The sequence below is a fragment of the Streptomyces globisporus C-1027 genome (assembly GCF_000261345.2).
Classification (GTDB): Bacteria; Actinomycetota; Actinomycetes; order Streptomycetales; family Streptomycetaceae; genus Streptomyces; species Streptomyces pakalii.
The window spans coordinates 4,160,253-4,175,569 of sequence record NZ_CP013738.1 but is presented as its reverse complement, the minus strand read 5'-3'; the positions used below and the strand labels follow the sequence as shown (position 1 = coordinate 4,175,569).

13 protein-coding genes and 1 pseudogene are annotated in these 15,317 nt (G+C 72.2%); 8 read left to right on the top strand and 6 right to left on the bottom strand.

Translation table 11 applies throughout. The features are described 5' to 3' along the window. Positions 1–128 precede the first annotated feature (128 nt). Positions 129–1,631 (top strand): APC family permease, encoded by a 1,503-nt coding sequence (locus WQO_RS18180; RefSeq protein WP_010063096.1) that lies wholly within the window; start codon positions 129–131, stop codon positions 1,629–1,631. A gap of 1 nt (position 1,632) precedes the next feature. Further along, on the top strand, positions 1,633–2,073 hold the full coding sequence (locus WQO_RS18175) for a universal stress protein (protein WP_010063095.1): 441 nt from the start codon (positions 1,633–1,635) through the stop codon (positions 2,071–2,073). A gap of 88 nt (positions 2,074–2,161) precedes the next feature. Here the strand turns inward: WQO_RS18175 and WQO_RS18170 are convergent, their stop codons facing one another. Both WQO_RS18170 and WQO_RS18165 read right to left on the bottom strand, forming a co-directional pair. Further along, a complete protein-coding gene (locus WQO_RS18170) occupies positions 2,162–3,388 on the bottom strand; it encodes a cation:proton antiporter (RefSeq protein ID WP_010063094.1) in 1,227 nt (408 codons plus the stop codon). Between the two features lie 37 nt (positions 3,389–3,425). Next, positions 3,426–4,971, bottom strand: a pseudogene (locus WQO_RS18165) (alpha/beta hydrolase). Between the two features lie 234 nt (positions 4,972–5,205). Between WQO_RS18165 and WQO_RS18160 the strand changes: the two are divergent. Both WQO_RS18160 and WQO_RS18155 read left to right on the top strand, forming a co-directional pair. Then, positions 5,206–7,473, top strand: a complete 2,268-nt coding sequence (locus WQO_RS18160) for an MMPL family transporter (protein ID WP_010063092.1) — start codon at positions 5,206–5,208, stop codon at positions 7,471–7,473. Positions 7,474–7,535: 62 nt separating this feature from the next. Then, the gene (locus tag WQO_RS18155; RefSeq protein ID WP_010063091.1) at positions 7,536–8,621 is read left to right on the top strand and encodes an acyltransferase family protein; all 1,086 of its coding nucleotides are present in this window, start codon (positions 7,536–7,538) and stop codon (positions 8,619–8,621) included. Between the two features lie 34 nt (positions 8,622–8,655). Here WQO_RS18155 and WQO_RS18150 read toward each other — a convergent pair whose 3' ends face one another. From WQO_RS18150 to WQO_RS18135, 4 genes are all read right to left on the bottom strand, one after another. Then, positions 8,656–8,862 carry a hypothetical protein gene (locus WQO_RS18150; protein WP_029182554.1) on the bottom strand — a complete coding sequence of 69 codons (207 nt, stop codon included), beginning with the start codon at positions 8,860–8,862 and terminating at the stop codon, positions 8,656–8,658. Positions 8,863–8,967: 105 nt separating this feature from the next. Beyond that, positions 8,968–10,536: a DEAD/DEAH box helicase gene (locus tag WQO_RS18145; protein ID WP_010063088.1), complete on the bottom strand. Its 1,569-nt coding sequence runs from the start codon at positions 10,534–10,536 to the stop codon at positions 8,968–8,970. Between the two features lie 243 nt (positions 10,537–10,779). Continuing rightward, on the bottom strand, positions 10,780–10,983 hold the full coding sequence (locus WQO_RS18140; protein WP_010063087.1) for a cold-shock protein: 204 nt from the start codon (positions 10,981–10,983) through the stop codon (positions 10,780–10,782). 289 nt (positions 10,984–11,272) lie between these two features. Next, positions 11,273–11,596 (bottom strand): MerR family transcriptional regulator, encoded by a 324-nt coding sequence (locus WQO_RS18135; protein ID WP_010063086.1) that lies wholly within the window; start codon positions 11,594–11,596, stop codon positions 11,273–11,275. Between the two features lie 462 nt (positions 11,597–12,058). On the opposite strand from WQO_RS18135, the gene WQO_RS18130 reads away from it, so the two are divergent. From WQO_RS18130 to WQO_RS18115, 4 genes are all read left to right on the top strand, one after another. Continuing rightward, complete coding sequence (locus WQO_RS18130; protein WP_010063085.1) at positions 12,059–12,634, top strand: hypothetical protein; 576 nt, start codon at positions 12,059–12,061, stop codon at positions 12,632–12,634. 10 nt (positions 12,635–12,644) lie between these two features. Then, positions 12,645–13,232 (top strand): hypothetical protein, encoded by a 588-nt coding sequence (locus WQO_RS18125; protein WP_010063084.1) that lies wholly within the window; start codon positions 12,645–12,647, stop codon positions 13,230–13,232. A gap of 66 nt (positions 13,233–13,298) precedes the next feature. Continuing rightward, positions 13,299–14,570 carry an MAB_1171c family putative transporter gene (locus WQO_RS18120; protein ID WP_010063083.1) on the top strand — a complete coding sequence of 424 codons (1,272 nt, stop codon included), beginning with the start codon at positions 13,299–13,301 and terminating at the stop codon, positions 14,568–14,570. Beyond that, positions 14,567–15,220, top strand: a complete 654-nt coding sequence (locus WQO_RS18115; RefSeq protein ID WP_010063082.1) for a phosphatase PAP2 family protein — start codon at positions 14,567–14,569, stop codon at positions 15,218–15,220. Before WQO_RS18120 ends, WQO_RS18115 begins: the two co-directional genes overlap by 4 nt. The last annotated feature ends 97 nt before the right edge of the window (positions 15,221–15,317 follow it).

Below are 15,317 nucleotides of genomic sequence, written 5' to 3'. Positions count from 1 at the left end.
CGGGCCTCCGCGAGCCCTCCCCGCAGCCCGGGCACGCCGTCCGGAATGCGCGTTTCGCCGGGTCTTCTTACGATGAGATCCGGATCATCGCCCGCTCCCGGCGGGGGTGCCCGGCGGAGCGAGGAACCATGGCCCACGACCGTGTGCGGGACGAACCGGATGTCGGCCTCAAGCCGAACGCGATCGGGTTCGTCGACGCCCTTGTCATCGGTCTGAACGCGACCTCTCCTGCGTACTCGCTGGCCGCCGTCATCGGCCCGATCGTCGCCCTGGTGGGGATCTACGCCCCGGGCGTCATGTTCGCCTCGTTCGTGCCGATGCTGCTGATCGCCTCCGCGTTCTACTACCTGAACAAGGTCGACCAGGACTGCGGTACGACGTTCTCCTGGGTGACCCGGGCGATGGGCCCGTGGGCGGGCTGGCTGGGCGGCTGGGCGATCACCATGACCGGTGTCCTGGTGGTGGGTTCGCTGGCCGATGTGGCGGTGAGCTTCACGCTGCTGGCGGTGGGTCTGGACGGCTGGGTCGAGAACGACTTCGCGCGCCAGTTCCTCACCGTGCTGCTGATCATCGTGATGACCGGGCTCTGCGTCATCGGCACCGAGCTGTCCGCCAAGGTGCAGAACGTCCTGATCCTCCTCCAGATCGCGTTCCTGCTGGTCTTCGTCGGGGTGGCGCTCTACCGGGTGTACGCGGGCACGACCGGCTTCGACTCGATCGAGCCCTCCGGCGGCTGGCTCAACCCCTTCGGCGCGGGCGGTGCCGCGCTGACCGGCGGGCTGCTGCTCGGGGTGTTCATCTACTGGGGCTGGGAGTCCGCGGTCAACCTCACCGAGGAGACCGAGGACTCGGCCAGCGCGCCCGGCAGGGCGGGCCTGTGGTCCACCGTCGTGCTCCTGGTGACCTACCTGTCGGTCGCCATCGCGGTCGTCGCCTTCGCGGGGACGGCGTTCCTGGCGGAGAACGCGGGCGAGGAGGAGTTCATCTTCGCCCAGCTCGCCGGGGACGTCCTGGGCGGCTGGGACTGGATCCTGCTGCTGGCGGTGGCCACCTCCGCGATCGCCTCCACCCAGACGACGATCATCCCGGCGTCCCGGACCGCCCTGTCCATGGCCCGCCGGCAGGCGCTGCCGCAGCACTTCGGGCACATCAGCCCCCGGTTCCGTACCCCGGACGTGAGTACGTGGTGGGTCGCCGGGATCGCGATCGCCTGGTATCTGATCGTCAACCAGATCTCCGCCAACGCCCTCTTCGACTCGCTGACCGCGCTGTCCCTGCTGATCGCCTTCTACTACGCGCTCACCGGGGTGGCCTGCGCCGTCTACTACCGGCGCCATCTCACCGAAAGCGTGCGGAACTTCCTGCTCATCGGGCTCGGCCCGGTGGTCGGCGCCGGACTGCTGACCTGGCTGCTGGTGCGCTCGGTCATCGACATGTCCGACCCGGCCAACTCCTACAGCGGCACCTCCTGGTTCGGGCTCGGCCCGCCGCTCGTCATCGGCATCGTGATCGCCCTGGTCGGCGTGGTCCTCATGGTGGTGTGGCGGCTGCGCGACGCGGTGTTCTGGCAGGAGCGGCCGGGGGTCGCGGACCCGGACCTGGTGCACGCCCCGACCCGGAAGGGGCCGTGAGATGTCGGTCGTCCTCGGTTACGACGAGTCCCCCGGCGCCGCCCGCGCCCTGCGCATCGCCATCGAGGTGGCGGCCGCGTACGGGGAGGAACTGGTGATGGTCTACGGGGCCGCCGCCCCCGGGCTGCGCGACGGCGCGGAGTACCGCAGCCACTACGACGCGATCCGGCAGGCCGGGCGCACCGGCCTGGAGCACGCACTCACCTCCGCCGAGGAGGCGGGCGTACCCGCCTCGGTCGAGGTGCTGGACGAGAAGCCCGCACAGGCCCTGCTGGACGCCGCCGAACGGCACGGGGCCCGGGTCATCGTGGTCGGCACCTGGGGCGAGAGCCCGATGCGCGGGGCCCTGCTGGGCTCGACCCCGCACAAGCTGCTGCACATGTCGACGGTCCCGGTGCTGTGCGTACCGACGGAGGAGGGCCCGGAGCAGCCGCAGGCGTAGACGGCCGTACGGGCCCGGTCCGCCACGCTTCACCGAGCGGTACGGGCCGGAGCAGCCGCAGCCGCAGGCACAGGCACAGGCGAGCAGGTCACCACGCCTCCCCGCTCTCCGCCGCCCGCCCCGGAACGGCCCTGCCCCCGCCGTCCTCCTCCCGGCGCAGCAGCCGGAACGCCAGCAGCGGGAACACCAGCACCGACACCATCGCGGCGGCGACCAGGGCCGCGGCCTCCCCCGCCCCGATCACCTTGTCGTCCAGGCCGATCGCGGTGATCGCGACCACCAGCGGCAGACACGTGGACGAGAAGAGCCCGAGCGCGGCCCGCGGGGCCCGCCCGGTCAGGTCGCGCGGGGCCAGCAGATACGCCGGAACCCCGCGCACCAGCAGGAACAGCAGCAGGAAGACCGGTAGGAGCACCAGCGGGCGGCCGCCGTCCAGGAGTGCCGCGAGGTCGAAGTCGATGCCCGTGACGATGTAGAAGAACGGCACGAGGAAGCCGAAGCCGATGGCCTCGACCCGCTCCAGGATCGCGTCGCTGCGCTCGGGCACGGACCCCTGGAGGACGAGCCGGGTCAGCATCCCCGCCGCGAACGCGCCGAGCAGCGTGTCCAGCCCGAAGACATGGGCGAGCCCCAGCATCCCGGCCAGCAGCAGCATCACGAAGCGGACGGCGAACTGGCCGCTGGAGTGCAGGGTCGTGGCGACGATGTGGGCGAACCACGGCGGCCTCGGCCGCATCGCCCAGAACACCGCGCCCGCCGTGACGACCGCGAACACGGCCAGCACCGCGCTCGCCGCCCCCGGGCTGCGCCCGCTGAACAGCAGGGCCATCGCGATGATCGGCCCGAACTCCCCCACCGACCCGAACGCCATCACCACCGACCCGAACCGCCCCTCAAGACGCCCCGAGTCCCGCAGGATCGGCAGCACGGCGCCCAGCGCCGTGCTGGTCAGCGCGGTGCCGATGACCAGGCTCTTCGCCAGGTCCGCCCCGCTCAGCAGCAGGGCGACGCCGAGCCCGGCGGCGAACGACAGCACCCAGGCCCCGCCGGCCCGGCGCAGCGTGTCGCCGCGGACCTCGGCGAACCGGATCTCGTACCCCGCCAGGAAGATCAGCATCGAGAGCCCGAGGTCGGACAGGGTGTCGATGACCTGGTCGTGACGGGCCCAGCCGAGCACATCGGGCCCGACCAGGATCCCGAGCACGATCTCGAAGATGACGACGGGGACCGGCAGCCACCGCCCGGTGGCGTAACCGAGCAGCGGGGCGAGAACCGCCAGGGCCATGATCAGAACGAGGGTGCCCGGGTACTCCATCGCTCGTGTATAGCAAGGAGCGTCCCGGAATCAGCCGTTATGACACCCCCGGGGAGGCCGCTCGGTTCGGGCAGTGGGTGTCCCGTCCGGGGCGCTTCCCGGTGACGAGGAAGTCGCTGACGGCCCGGTCGCCGCAGGCGTTGCCGCTGCCCAGATACATCCCGTGCCCGCCCTGCCCGACGGTCACCATCCTGGCCCGCTCGCCGAGCGCCGCCCGCATCTTCAGGGCCCCGGCGAGCGGGGTGGCGGGGTCGCGCAGGCTCTGGATCATCAGGACGTTCGAGGGGCCCTCGTCGGTGATCCGGGCGGGCCGCGGCTCCTCGTCGTGCTTCCAGAAGGCGCACGGGGTGATGTTCGAGGGAAGCCCGGCCGTCAGCGGATACCGCGCCCGGTCGGCCGCGACCCGGCGGGCGTACCGGGAGTCCGGTCCGGGCCAGCGCACGTCGTTGCAGATCACCGCCATGGTCAGCGACGCGTCCTCGTCCGGCAGCGCGCCCGCAAGCTCCGGCGGCAGCACCGGGCGGCCCTGCGGATCCCCCGCCGACCGGATCAGCCGGGCCAGCGGAGCGAACCCCGTATCGCTGTTGAGGCTGCCGTGGAGCGCCTGCCGCAGCCGGTTCCCGGTCAGCGGCACACCGGGAACACCCGACTCCTTCGGCTCGCGGTCCAGCTCCCGGGCCAGCGCGAGGAACAGCGGCTGGACGTCCTCGGCGCGCCGGGCCAGCCGCAGCCCCTCGGCCTCCCGGGCGGGGTCCGCCGCCCAGGCAGCGAAGTCGGGGAAGCGGAGGGCGACGGCCGGGCCCACGTTCGCCATCCAGCCGTACCCCACGCGCGCCGGGTCCGGGTCGCCCGTGCTGTCCAGGACCAGCCGGTCGACGCGGTCCGGGTGCTCCTGCGCGTACCCGGCCGCGACGTAACTGCCGTACGAGTGGCCCCAGACCGACAGCTTCCGCTCGCCCAGCGCGGCGCGCAGCCGGTCGATGTCACGGACCTGGTTCCGGGAGCTGAAGGACCGCACCACCGGGCCGCCGTCGCGCGCGCACGCCAGGGCGGTGCGGCGGGAACGTTCGGTGTTCTCCGTGATCGAGCCGTCCGCGGCGGGCCCGGACCGCAGGGTCACCATGTGCCGGTCCGCCTCGGGGATCCCGCAGCCGGCCCGGGTGGAGCCGCCGGCCCCGCGCGGGTCGAGGCTGACCAGGTCGTACGCCCCCTCGGTCGCCGCCCGTAGCGCCTCGCCCTTCTGCGCGAGGCGCTGCACCCCCGAGCCGCCGGGGCCGCCGGCGAGCGCCAGCAGGGTGCCCCGCCGGGCCTCGGGCCGGTCGGTGCGCAGCCGGGTCACCGCCACCTCGACGGTGCGCCCGCCGGGGGCGCGGTAGTCCAGGGGGAACGCGGAGGGTCGCGCACTGCTGCCCGGCCGGGACGGGCGTCCCCGGGATCGGGGCGCAGGGCCCCCAGGCGAGCGGAGACGCGGCGGGTCCCGCCGGGCGGCTGTGCGCGACGGGTACGCCGACGGCGGTCAGGGTCCCTGCCGCGGTGGCGGCGGAGACGGCGAGAAGTAAGGCTTTGCGGGTCCGGTTCGTCATGGACCCAGCCTGGCCGGGCGAGGACCGGCTGCCCATCCGGGAGCCTGGTGCGCGGAGGGTGGGGACACCCCGCCGCGAAGGTGGGGGGGCACCCCCGTCACCCGTTCTCCCGCACCGGCGTGCCGGGCGGCGGCGGGGGCCGTTGAATGCGAAGTCAGCGAACCGCCGAAGGCCGTCCCTGCCGGAACCGCCGGGAGCACCGTCGCGAACGGGGCGGGAGGCAGGAGAGACCGCATGCCGTCGTCACAGACCCGCACGGGCCCGGAAGCCGCCCCGCGCCGCCGGGGTGCGCTGCGCCGCACCGGCGAGTGGTGCGCCCGGCACTTCGCGACCGTCCTCGTCCTGTGGGTGGCCGCGCTCGCCGGTCTCCAGGTCCTCCAGCACGTCTACGGCGGCGACTACTCCGACGACTTCTCGCTCCCCGGCACCCAGTCCCAGGACGGCCTCGACGTCCTGAAGGCGCACGCCCCGCAGGCGGGCGGCTACAGCGCCCAAGTCGTCCTGCACGACCCGGACAAGCCGCTCACCTCCGTCTCCGACCAGGTCGCGACCGCCGTCGGCGACCTCCAGAAGCTCCCGGACGTGCTCTCCGCGCAGAGCCCGCTGCCGTCGTCCGGCTCCACCCCGCCCCCGCCGCCCGACCCGAACACCGGGCCGCTCTCCACGGACCGGAAGACCGCCTACATCACCGTCCGGTTCAGCGTGCAGCCCTCCACGCTCGACGCGTCCTATCTGGACGGGGTCGACGACGCGGTGCAGCCGCTGCGGTCGGCCGGGGTGACGGTGGAGTACGGCGGATCGCTCGGCGAACTGGCCCGGCCCGAGCCGAGCGACCGCACCAGCGAGGCGATCGGCTTCGCAGCGGCGATCGTGGTCCTGCTGATCGGCTTCGGCAGTCTGCTGGCCGCCGTGCTGCCGCTGGTCACCGCGCTGATCTGCGCCCTGTGCGGGCTGGCACTGCTCGGCCTCTTCGCCGCCGCCGCGACCTTCGCGACCGTCTCCCCGACGCTCGCCACGATGATCGGCATCGGCGTCGGCATCGACTACGCCCTCTTCCTGGTCACCCGGCACCGCCAGAACCTCGTCGACGGCCAGGACCCGGTGACCGCCGCCGGGAACGCCGCCGCCACCAGCGGGCACGCCGTGCTGCTCTCCGGCTGCACGGTGATCATCGCGCTGTCCGGCCTGTGGGTCTCCGGGATCGGGTTCATCGGCAAGCTCGGCCTGGCCGCCGCGGTCACCGTGGTCACCGCGGTGGCGGGCGCCCTCACCCTCGTACCGGCGGTGCTCGGTCTGATCGGCCGCCGCATCGACCGCGTACGGGTACGGAAACCGGTGGCCGAGACCGTACCGGCCGCCGAGGGCGCGGAGCCCGGCGGCTGGCACCGGTACGCGCAGCGGGTGGAGCGGCGGCCCTGGTGGTTCCTGGCCGGCGGGGTGGTGCTGCTGGCCGTCCTGTCCTTCCCGGTCTTCTTCATCCAGCTCGGGCACATCGGCGACGGCGCCGACCCGAAGTCGTTCACGGACCGGCGCGCCTACGACCTGATGTCGAGCGCCTTCGGCCCCGGCTCCAACGGCCCGCTGACCGTGGTCATCGACCAGAGCAAGGTGTCCTCCGGCGACCGGTCCGCCCTCGCCGACCAGGCGCAGAAGGCGCTGACCGGGGTGCCCGACGCCGAGGTGATCACCCAGCTGACCGCCACGTCCGACGGCGACGTGCTGACCGCCACCGCGTACTCGGTGGCCGCCCCGCAGGACGAGCGGACGACCTCCCTGACGAACCGGCTCACCGACGACGTCCTGCCCCAGGCCGTCTCCGGTTACGACGCGAGCACGTACGTCACCGGCACGACCGCCGCCCAGGTCGACTTCCTGGACATCGTCTCCAGCAGGCTGCCGCTGATCATCGCGGTCGTCGTGGGCCTGGCGTTCCTGGTGATCCTGGCCGTCTTCCGCGGCCTGCTCGTCGCGGTGAAGGCCGCCGTGCTCAACGTGCTGTCGATCGCCGCCTCGTACGGGGTCGTGGTGGCGGTCTTCCAGTGGGGCTGGGGCGGCCCGGCGCTGGGGGTGTCGGGAGACGTCCCGATCGAGAGCTATGTCCCGATGATGATGTTCGCGATCGTCTTCGGGCTGAGCATGGACTACGAGATCTTCCTGCTCTCCCGCATCCACGAGGCGTGGGTCCGCACCGGGGACCCGCGCGCGAGCGTGGCACACGCGCTGGAGATCACCGCCCGGGTCATCACGTGCGCGGCCCTGATCATGGTGAGCGTCTTCGCCGCGTTCGTCATCAGCGACAACATCGTGGTGAAGATGCTGGGCCTGGGGCTCGCCGCCAGTGTGCTCATCGACGCCACCGTCGTACGGCTGCTGCTGGTCCCGGCGGTGATGACCCTGCTGGGCCGGGCCGCCTGGTGGATCCCCGGCCCGCTGGACCGGATCCTGCCGCACCTGGACGCCGAGGGAAGCGCGGAGCCGCCCGCACGGACCGCCCGGAAGTGATGCCAGAAGTGATGAAGGACACAGCGGTCGGAGGGAGCGCCTCCGCGTTCTAGGGTGTCAGGATGCCTTCCCCCCTCACCTCCGAGCAGCCGCGCCCCACCGCCGCTGCCGGCGCCCCGGAGACCGGAAAGCCGCCGGCCGACGGCCGGGACCCCTTCTTCGACAACGTGAAATATCTGGCGATCGTGCTGGTGGCCGTCGGGCACGCCTGGGAACCCCTGCCGCCCGGGCGCCTCGTGGAGGCCGCCTACACCTTCATCTACACGTTCCACATGCCGGTGTTCATCCTGATCGCCGGCTACTTCTCGCGGAACTTCGAACTGCGGCCGGACCGGGTGTGGAAGCTGGTCACCAGCCTGCTGGTGCCGTACATCCTGTTCGAGATGATCTACACGCTCTTCGAGCGGGCCGTCGACAAGCCGGACTTCCCCCTGTCGATGCTGGAGCCCTACTGGCTGCTGTGGTTCCTGCCCGCCCTGTTCTTCTGGCGGCTGTCCACTCCGGTCTGGCAGGCCGTGCGCTTCCCCGTGCTGGTCTCCCTCGCCGTGGCCGCCCTCGCGACGGTGTCACCGGCCGCCGACGGAAGCCTCCAGATCCAGCGCATGCTCCAGTTCCTGCCGTTCTACGTGCTCGGCCTGCGGATGCGCCCGGAGCACTTCGCGTTCGTCCGGTCCACCTGGGTGCGGGTCGTCTCGGTGCCGGTGTTCGTGGCCGGGATGCTGCTGGCGTACTGGATGGTCCCCCGGACCTCGACCTCCCTGTTCTTCCGCAAGAACAGCGCCCAGGAGATGAGCATCGCCGAGTGGACGGGTCCCGTGACCACGCTCCTGCTCTTCCTGGCCGCGCTCGTGCTGGGCGCCTGCTTCCTCGCCTGGGTGCCCAAGGGCAGGAGCTGGATGACCGTGCTCGGCACCGGCACGCTGTACGGGTATCTGCTCCACGGCTTCGTGGTCCGGAGCCTGAAGTACGGCGGCTTCTACGAGGACCCGTTCTTCGACACCACACTGGGCACGGTCGCCGTCACCCTGGGCGCGATCGCCGTCATCACCCTGCTCTGCACGCCCCCGGTCCGGCGGCTGCTGCGCCCGCTGCTGGAGCCGCGCATGGCGTGGGCCCGGCAGAAGCCACCGGCCGCCCGGGCGTCCTGAGACGCCACCGAACGGCCGGGCCGGGGTCGGGCATTCAGTGATCCGCGACGACGGTCCGGCCGAGCACCGCGACATGCTCCAGGACGTCCTCCAGCGGATCGTCGATCTGGCCCGTCGCGATCAGGGCCACCTGCGGGCCGTTGTGGGAGTCGGTGTGCGTCTCGTCGGCGTGGGCGGCGGCGGTGGCGGGCAGCACGGACGCCACCACCGTCACGCCTAACGCGGTCAGCTTCCTCTTCATGGCGCCGATCCTGGGGCCGGCCGGGCCCCGGGGCGGGGAGCGACGCCCGGCCCCGGCGCCTTGTTACAGACAGTCACCTGACCGCGGGCGCCGGGACCGTACGAGTCACGCCGCGCGGTTCTTCCGGCGCTGCGCGGCGGCCGCCCGCTCCTCGGGCGTCGGCACTCCGGGACGGCCGCGCCGGGCCGGGGCCCCGCCACCGCGCTTGGTGCCGCGGCCCATGAACGCGCCGCCGCCACCGCGGCCGGAGCGCTCCTTGGGCGGGGCGGTGACGACGACCGGGACACCGGAGGGCGCCTGCGCACCGGTGATCCGGCTCAGCTCGGCCTCGCCGGAACGGACCTGGGCGATCTGCGGGGTGATCCCGGCGTCCGCCATCAGCCGCGTCATCTCGCGGCGCTGGTTCGGCAGCACCAGCGTGACGACGCTGCCGGACTCCCCGGCGCGGGCGGTACGGCCACCGCGGTGCAGGTAGTCCTTGTGGTCGGTCGGCGGATCCACGTTGACGACCAGGTCGAGGTTGTCGACGTGGATGCCGCGCGCCGCGACGTTGGTGGCGACCAGCACCGTGACGTGCCCGGTCTTGAACCGCTCCAGGGTGCGGGTGCGCTGCGGCTGGGACTTGCCGCCGTGCAGCGCCGCCGCCCGGACCCCGCTCTGCAGCAGGTGGTCGGTGAGCCTGTCCACGGCGTGCTTGGTGTCCAGGAACATGATCACGCGGCCGTCGCGGGCGGCGATCTCCGTCGTGGTGGCGTACTTGTCGGCGCCCTGGACGTACAGCACGTGGTGCTCCATCGTCGTGACCGCGCCGGCGGCCGGGTCGACGGAGTGCACGACCGGGTCCTTCAGGTACGTCCGCACCAGCAGGTCGACGTTGCGGTCCAGGGTGGCCGAGAAGAGCATCCGCTGCCCGTCCGGGTTCACCTGGTCGAGCAGCTCGGTGACCTGCGGCATGAAGCCCATGTCGGCCATCTGGTCGGCCTCGTCGAGGACGGTGATGGTGACCCGGTCCAGCTTGCAGTCGCCGCGCTCGATCAGGTCCTTGAGGCGGCCGGGCGTGGCGACGACGACCTCGGCGCCGCCGCGCAGCGCGCTCGCCTGGCGGCCGATGGACATGCCGCCGACCACGGTGGCGAGGCGCAGCTTCAGCGGCCGGGCGTACGGGGTGAGCGCGTCGGTGACCTGCTGGGCCAGCTCCCGGGTGGGCACGAGGACCAGGGCGAGCGGGCGCTTGGCGTCGGCGCGGCGGCCGGCCGTGCGGGCCAGCAGCGCGAGGCCGAAGGCGAGGGTCTTGCCGGAGCCGGTGCGGCCGCGGCCCAGGACGTCCCGGCCCGCCAGCGAGTTCGGCAGGGTGGCCGCCTGGATCGGGAAGGGCACGGTCATGCCCTCGGCGGTCAGCGCCGCCTTCAGCGGTGCGGGCATCTCCAGCTCACCGAAGGTCTCGGCGGCCGGGAGGGCCGGGGTGAGCGTCACCGGCAGGGCGAACTCGCCCTTGGCGCCGGAGGGGGAACGGCGGCTGTGACCACCGGGCCGGCCCGAGCCGCCGGAGCGCTTGGGGCCGCCGCCGAAGCCCGCGGCCCGGCGCTCGCCGCCACCGCCGGAGTAGCGGGGGGCGCCGCCGGAACGGGTCCGGGAGAACCGGTCGTTCGAGCGGGGCGTGCGTTCGCGATTCATGCAGAACCTCTCCTCGATGGGCGCGTATCGAGGGATTCTTTTCGGGAAACGACCGTGAACGGCACCCGGAATCGCAAGAACGAGCCGATGAAATGACAAAAGAAAACGAAGCCCGGCCGCCGGGAATCAGGTCACCGGACGCGGCTCCGTCGGGGGCCGCGCGCAGCGGGCCCCGGAAACGACAACGAGCCGGGGCCCGCACCCCAAGGTGCGGGCCCCAGCTGCGCCGTGCTGCCTGAATGATCAGGCGGGGACGATGTTCTCGGCCTGCGGGCCCTTCTGGCCCTGCGTGACGTCGAAGGTCACCTTCTGGCCCTCCTGCAGCTCACGGAAGCCGGAGGCAGCGATGTTGCTGTAGTGGGCGAAGACGTCGGCGCCGCCGCCGTCCTGCTCGATGAAGCCGAAGCCCTTTTCCGAGTTGAACCACTTCACGGTGCCAGTAGCCATGTCATATCTCCTTAAGGGCGCAGAGCCCGTGGGCCCGCACTGTGCGGACCCCACGTCGCCGCGATGATTACCCCGTCCGGAAGAACACATGAACACCGGAAAGACAAAAATGCACCTACCGACATCCGGTCGGCAGAGGCACTTGAAGTTTTTGGGAACCACAACTGCAACTGAGATCAACACTAGCACGGTGACCCGGGACAGGCAGTGCCCGATATCACCGGCCGGATCGCGCCGGAAAAGCCTCATCGCGCATTGCGCGAAATTCTGTGCTGCCGAAAACAGATATTCAGCCGGAGCGGCCGCGCAGCTCCTCGTTGAGGCGCAGCGCCTCCTCCAGCTGGTCCTCCAGGATGACGATGCGGCAGGCGGCCTCGATGGGCGTGCCGGCGTCGACCAGCTCGCGGGCGCGGGCGGCGATGCGCAACTGGTAGCGGGAGTAGCGGCGGTGGCCGCCCTCGGACCGCAGCGGGGTGATCAGGCGGGCCTCGCCGATCGCCCGGAGGAACCCCGGCGTCGCACCGATCATCTCCGCGGCTCGCCCCATCGTGTAGGCGGGGTAGTCGTCGTCGTCGAGACGGTCGGCGGCGTGCGAGGGGGTCTCCGGGGGCATCTGCACCTCTTCCGTCACGCGCGGACCGGAGGAGCCGGGCGCCGTACGCCTGCGGGGTGCACCTCTGCTGCGTACCACTGTTTTCCGTGACTGCATACAAAACCCTAATCGCCCGGCACGGGCATGTCTATCGCGACCGGAACAGATTCGGGTGGCCGCGAAGGGCAGCACGGGTCCGCCCGCGCAGCCCTTCCCCGGATCACTGACCGACCGGTCAGTTGTCGTCGGGAGTACCGCGGGGCCATAATGCACGCGTAGCCCTTCACGCATCCCCCGTCGTGAAGGGCTACACCCCTGTCCGGAGCCGGTTCGCAGCCGGGCCCGACGGGCGGTCCGGAGCCTGCACCAGGCCTGCACGGGGCCTGTTCCGCGCAGGGCGGGGCACAGGATCATTCACGGGCAAGGGACTCCCCTCGTGGTCCCCTGCCCGTGTTTTTTCGAGTTAACAGTGACGTAGAGTGTTTGCGCAAGCTCAGTTCCGACTCCGAGGTGATCGTGGAGGCCCGGATGGCCATGGACGACGGCGACGAACGCGGTCCGGAACCCGTCGACGCCCCCGGTCCCGACGAGCTGCCCCGCCTCGACTCGCTGCGGGAAAAAGTCGAGTACATGGTCGAGAAGACCTTCCCCGGCCAGAGGATCTCGGGCCGGGTCTTCGCCGAACTGGTCCGCGACCGCGGCGGCTCGCTGTCGCACAGCTACTTCTCCAACATCCTGGCCGGCAAGGTCACCCAGCCCTCCGAGGACATCCTCAAGGCCCTCGGGCTGGGGTTCGGCGTGGACTGGCGCTTCTTCAAGGAGGAGTCCGAGGTCGTCGACGACGTCGTCGCCGGACTCCAGTTCCTGGCCAAGCGGCGCACCGGGGAGATCAGCGGCGTGGCCGGCCGGGGCCTGGACGACGACGGCCTCCCGCCGGAACTGCTGCGGTTCGCCCTGGCCCTGCTGGAGGACGCCGCCCGGGAGCGGGAGGGCCCCGCCGGGGAGAGCGGTGGCAAAGATTCCGCCGCGAACCACCGCCCCGGGGGCCCGGCAGCGTAGCGTCTTCGTCATGTCCCTGCGGAAACTGCGGAAAGAGTGCGAGGCCGGGCTCGCCGACCTGCCCCTCCCGGTTCCCTTCACGCTGGACGGGCTCGTCGCGAATATGGAGGAGGCCGGCGGGCGCACGATCCGGCTGCACGAGATGCCGGACCGCCTCGCCCGCGTCAACGCCGCCTGCGGGCTGCGCCTCAAGGCGGGCGGTACCAGCCTGGTCCTCTACCGCCGCAGGCCGACCGCGTACCAGACCCAGCACGTGATCCTGCACGAGCTGTGCCACGAGTGGTTCGACCACGGCACGACCCTCGACGCGGAGCAGCTGCGCACGCTCCTGCCGGTCTTCGACACCTCGCTGATCGCCCGGATGATCTCCCCTGCCGCCGCCGATTCCTTCGCCTCCGGCGGGGGCATCGTCCAGGCCCGTGCCCAGTACGACACCCACGACGAACGCATGGCCGAATTCGGTGCCTCCCTGATCCCCCGGATGGCGCGGGACCTCACCACCGATGACATGGTGGGGCGGCTGGACAACTCCCTGTCCCGCCCGGTGGCCCACCGGAGGCGCGGCCTCTTCCCCGGAAGACGGTCCGGCGACACCTGACACGTGCCACCGGTCTCCGCCCGCGGACCCCACCCCCGCACCCCGACCCCGAGGACGAACACCGCCGTGACCCCCCTCGATCTCGCCGGCTACCTCATAGCGGGCCTGATGACGGCCGTTGCCCTGTGGCGTATGCCCGCCGCCCTCTGGGGCGACGAGGAGGACCGCAGACGCCGGGCGCTGTGGGGCTGCTACGCCGGTTTCGCCATCGCCCTGTGGACGAAGACCGAGGCGGTCCGCATCGGCCTCAACAACAGCGCCGTCACCGACCTCGCCGTCCTCATCAAGCACTACACCGCCACGGTGGCAATTCTGGCCATCCTCAGCTACATCGTGGCCATCTACGGCAGCTACCCCGAAGAGGGCGCGGTCCCCCGCCACGTACGGTTCGCACGGCTCGTGCAGAAGCTGGCGGCCAAGGCCTCCGTCGCCACGCTGATCCTGCTGACCGTCCTGTTCTTCACCGTCGTCGACCGCTCCGAGCCCTCGGACCGCTTCGTCTCCGACCACGCCGGGGAGTGGGGTGCCACGCTCTACATGAGCGTCTTCTACCTCTACCTCGGGGCCGCGTCCGCCGTCTGCGCCTTCCAGTGGGCGCTGGCCACCCTCGACGCCCGCCGCCGTCATCTGCGCATCGGGCTCGGGATGATGACGTTCGCGATGTTCATCGGCGTCGGCTACACCGTCAGCCGCACGCTCTTCCTGTGGATCAGCGTGGTCGACGAGCCGACCGAGGCGTTCGCCCTGCGCTTCGACCAGATCACCGAGGCCGCGCAGCTGGTGCTGTTCGCCTTCTTCGCCCTCGGCGCGTCCATCCCCGCGTTCGCGGCCGGGGCGCGCCGGGCCAGGCTGTGGCGGGCCCAGGTCCGACTGCACGCCCTCTGGTACGAGTTGATGACCGCTTTCCCGGAGCAGCCGTTCGACCCGCCCGCGTCCCTCCCCCGCGAGCTGACCCGGTTCAACGTCCCGGCCGACCTGCGGGTGGACCGCTGGGCCGCCGACATCGCGGACGCCGCCGAGAAGCTGCGCCACTACGTGCCCGACGGGCTGCTCGACGCCGCCGGACGGGCCGCCGCCCGCGACACGGACGATCCGCGCCGCGCCGCGTCCCTCACCGACGCCTACTGGATCCGGGCCGCCCTGCTCGCCAAGGAGTCCGGCGCGCCCGCCGGAGGGGCCGCGACGGTCGCCTCCCAGCACGCCGCGGACCAGGACGGCGAGGTGGCCCGGCTGGTCCGGGTCGCCGCCGCGTACCGCACGGTCGACGAGGAGCGCGCCCGCGCCGTCCTCGCCACGGCCACGGCCGACACGGCCCGCACGACGGAGACGAGCGCATGACCGGCACCACGGCCACCACGACCGACGGCGACCCGGGCCGGGGGACGACCGGCGAGGGGATCCCCACCACCTCCGCCCGCACGGCCTCCGTGGCCCGCACCGTCACCGACGTCCTCCAGCCGCGCAACGTGCTGCTGGCGGGCATGCTCGGCATCGGCCTCGCGGCGGCGGGCGGCGACTGGACCGGGCTGCTCTGGGGCTTCCTCGGGGCGCTCTGCGCCGGGCTGATCCCGGCCGGGTACATCGAGTGGGAGCGCGGCCGCGGCACCTGGGGCGACCGCCACGTCGTGGACCGTACGAAACGGGCGCCGATCTTCTTCGTGATCCTGGGCTCGATCGGCACCGGTTCGGTGGTGATGGTGCTGGGGAACGCGCCGACCGGGATCCTCGTCGCGATGCTCGCGCTGTGGGTGATGACGATCGGTCTGCTGGCCGTCAACACGGTGTGGAAGATCTCGGTCGACTCGGCGGTGGCCTCGGCGGCCGTCTCGCTCCTCGCCGTCGTGCACTCCCCCTGGTGGATCGCCGCGTACGCGCTGACCGCTGCGGTCTGCTGGTCCCGGGTCGCCCTCGGCTACCACACCGTCGCCCAGACCCTGGCGGGCGCGGGCCTGGGGGCGGCGACGACGGTGGCGTACGTGTTCGTCTGAGGGCGCGCCGCACCGGGACGACCCGCGGCCGCCGGGGCAGCGCGCCGCGGCCGGTCCCGCGTTTGCGGAGGTGGCGGACACCCGGTTACGTGGACGG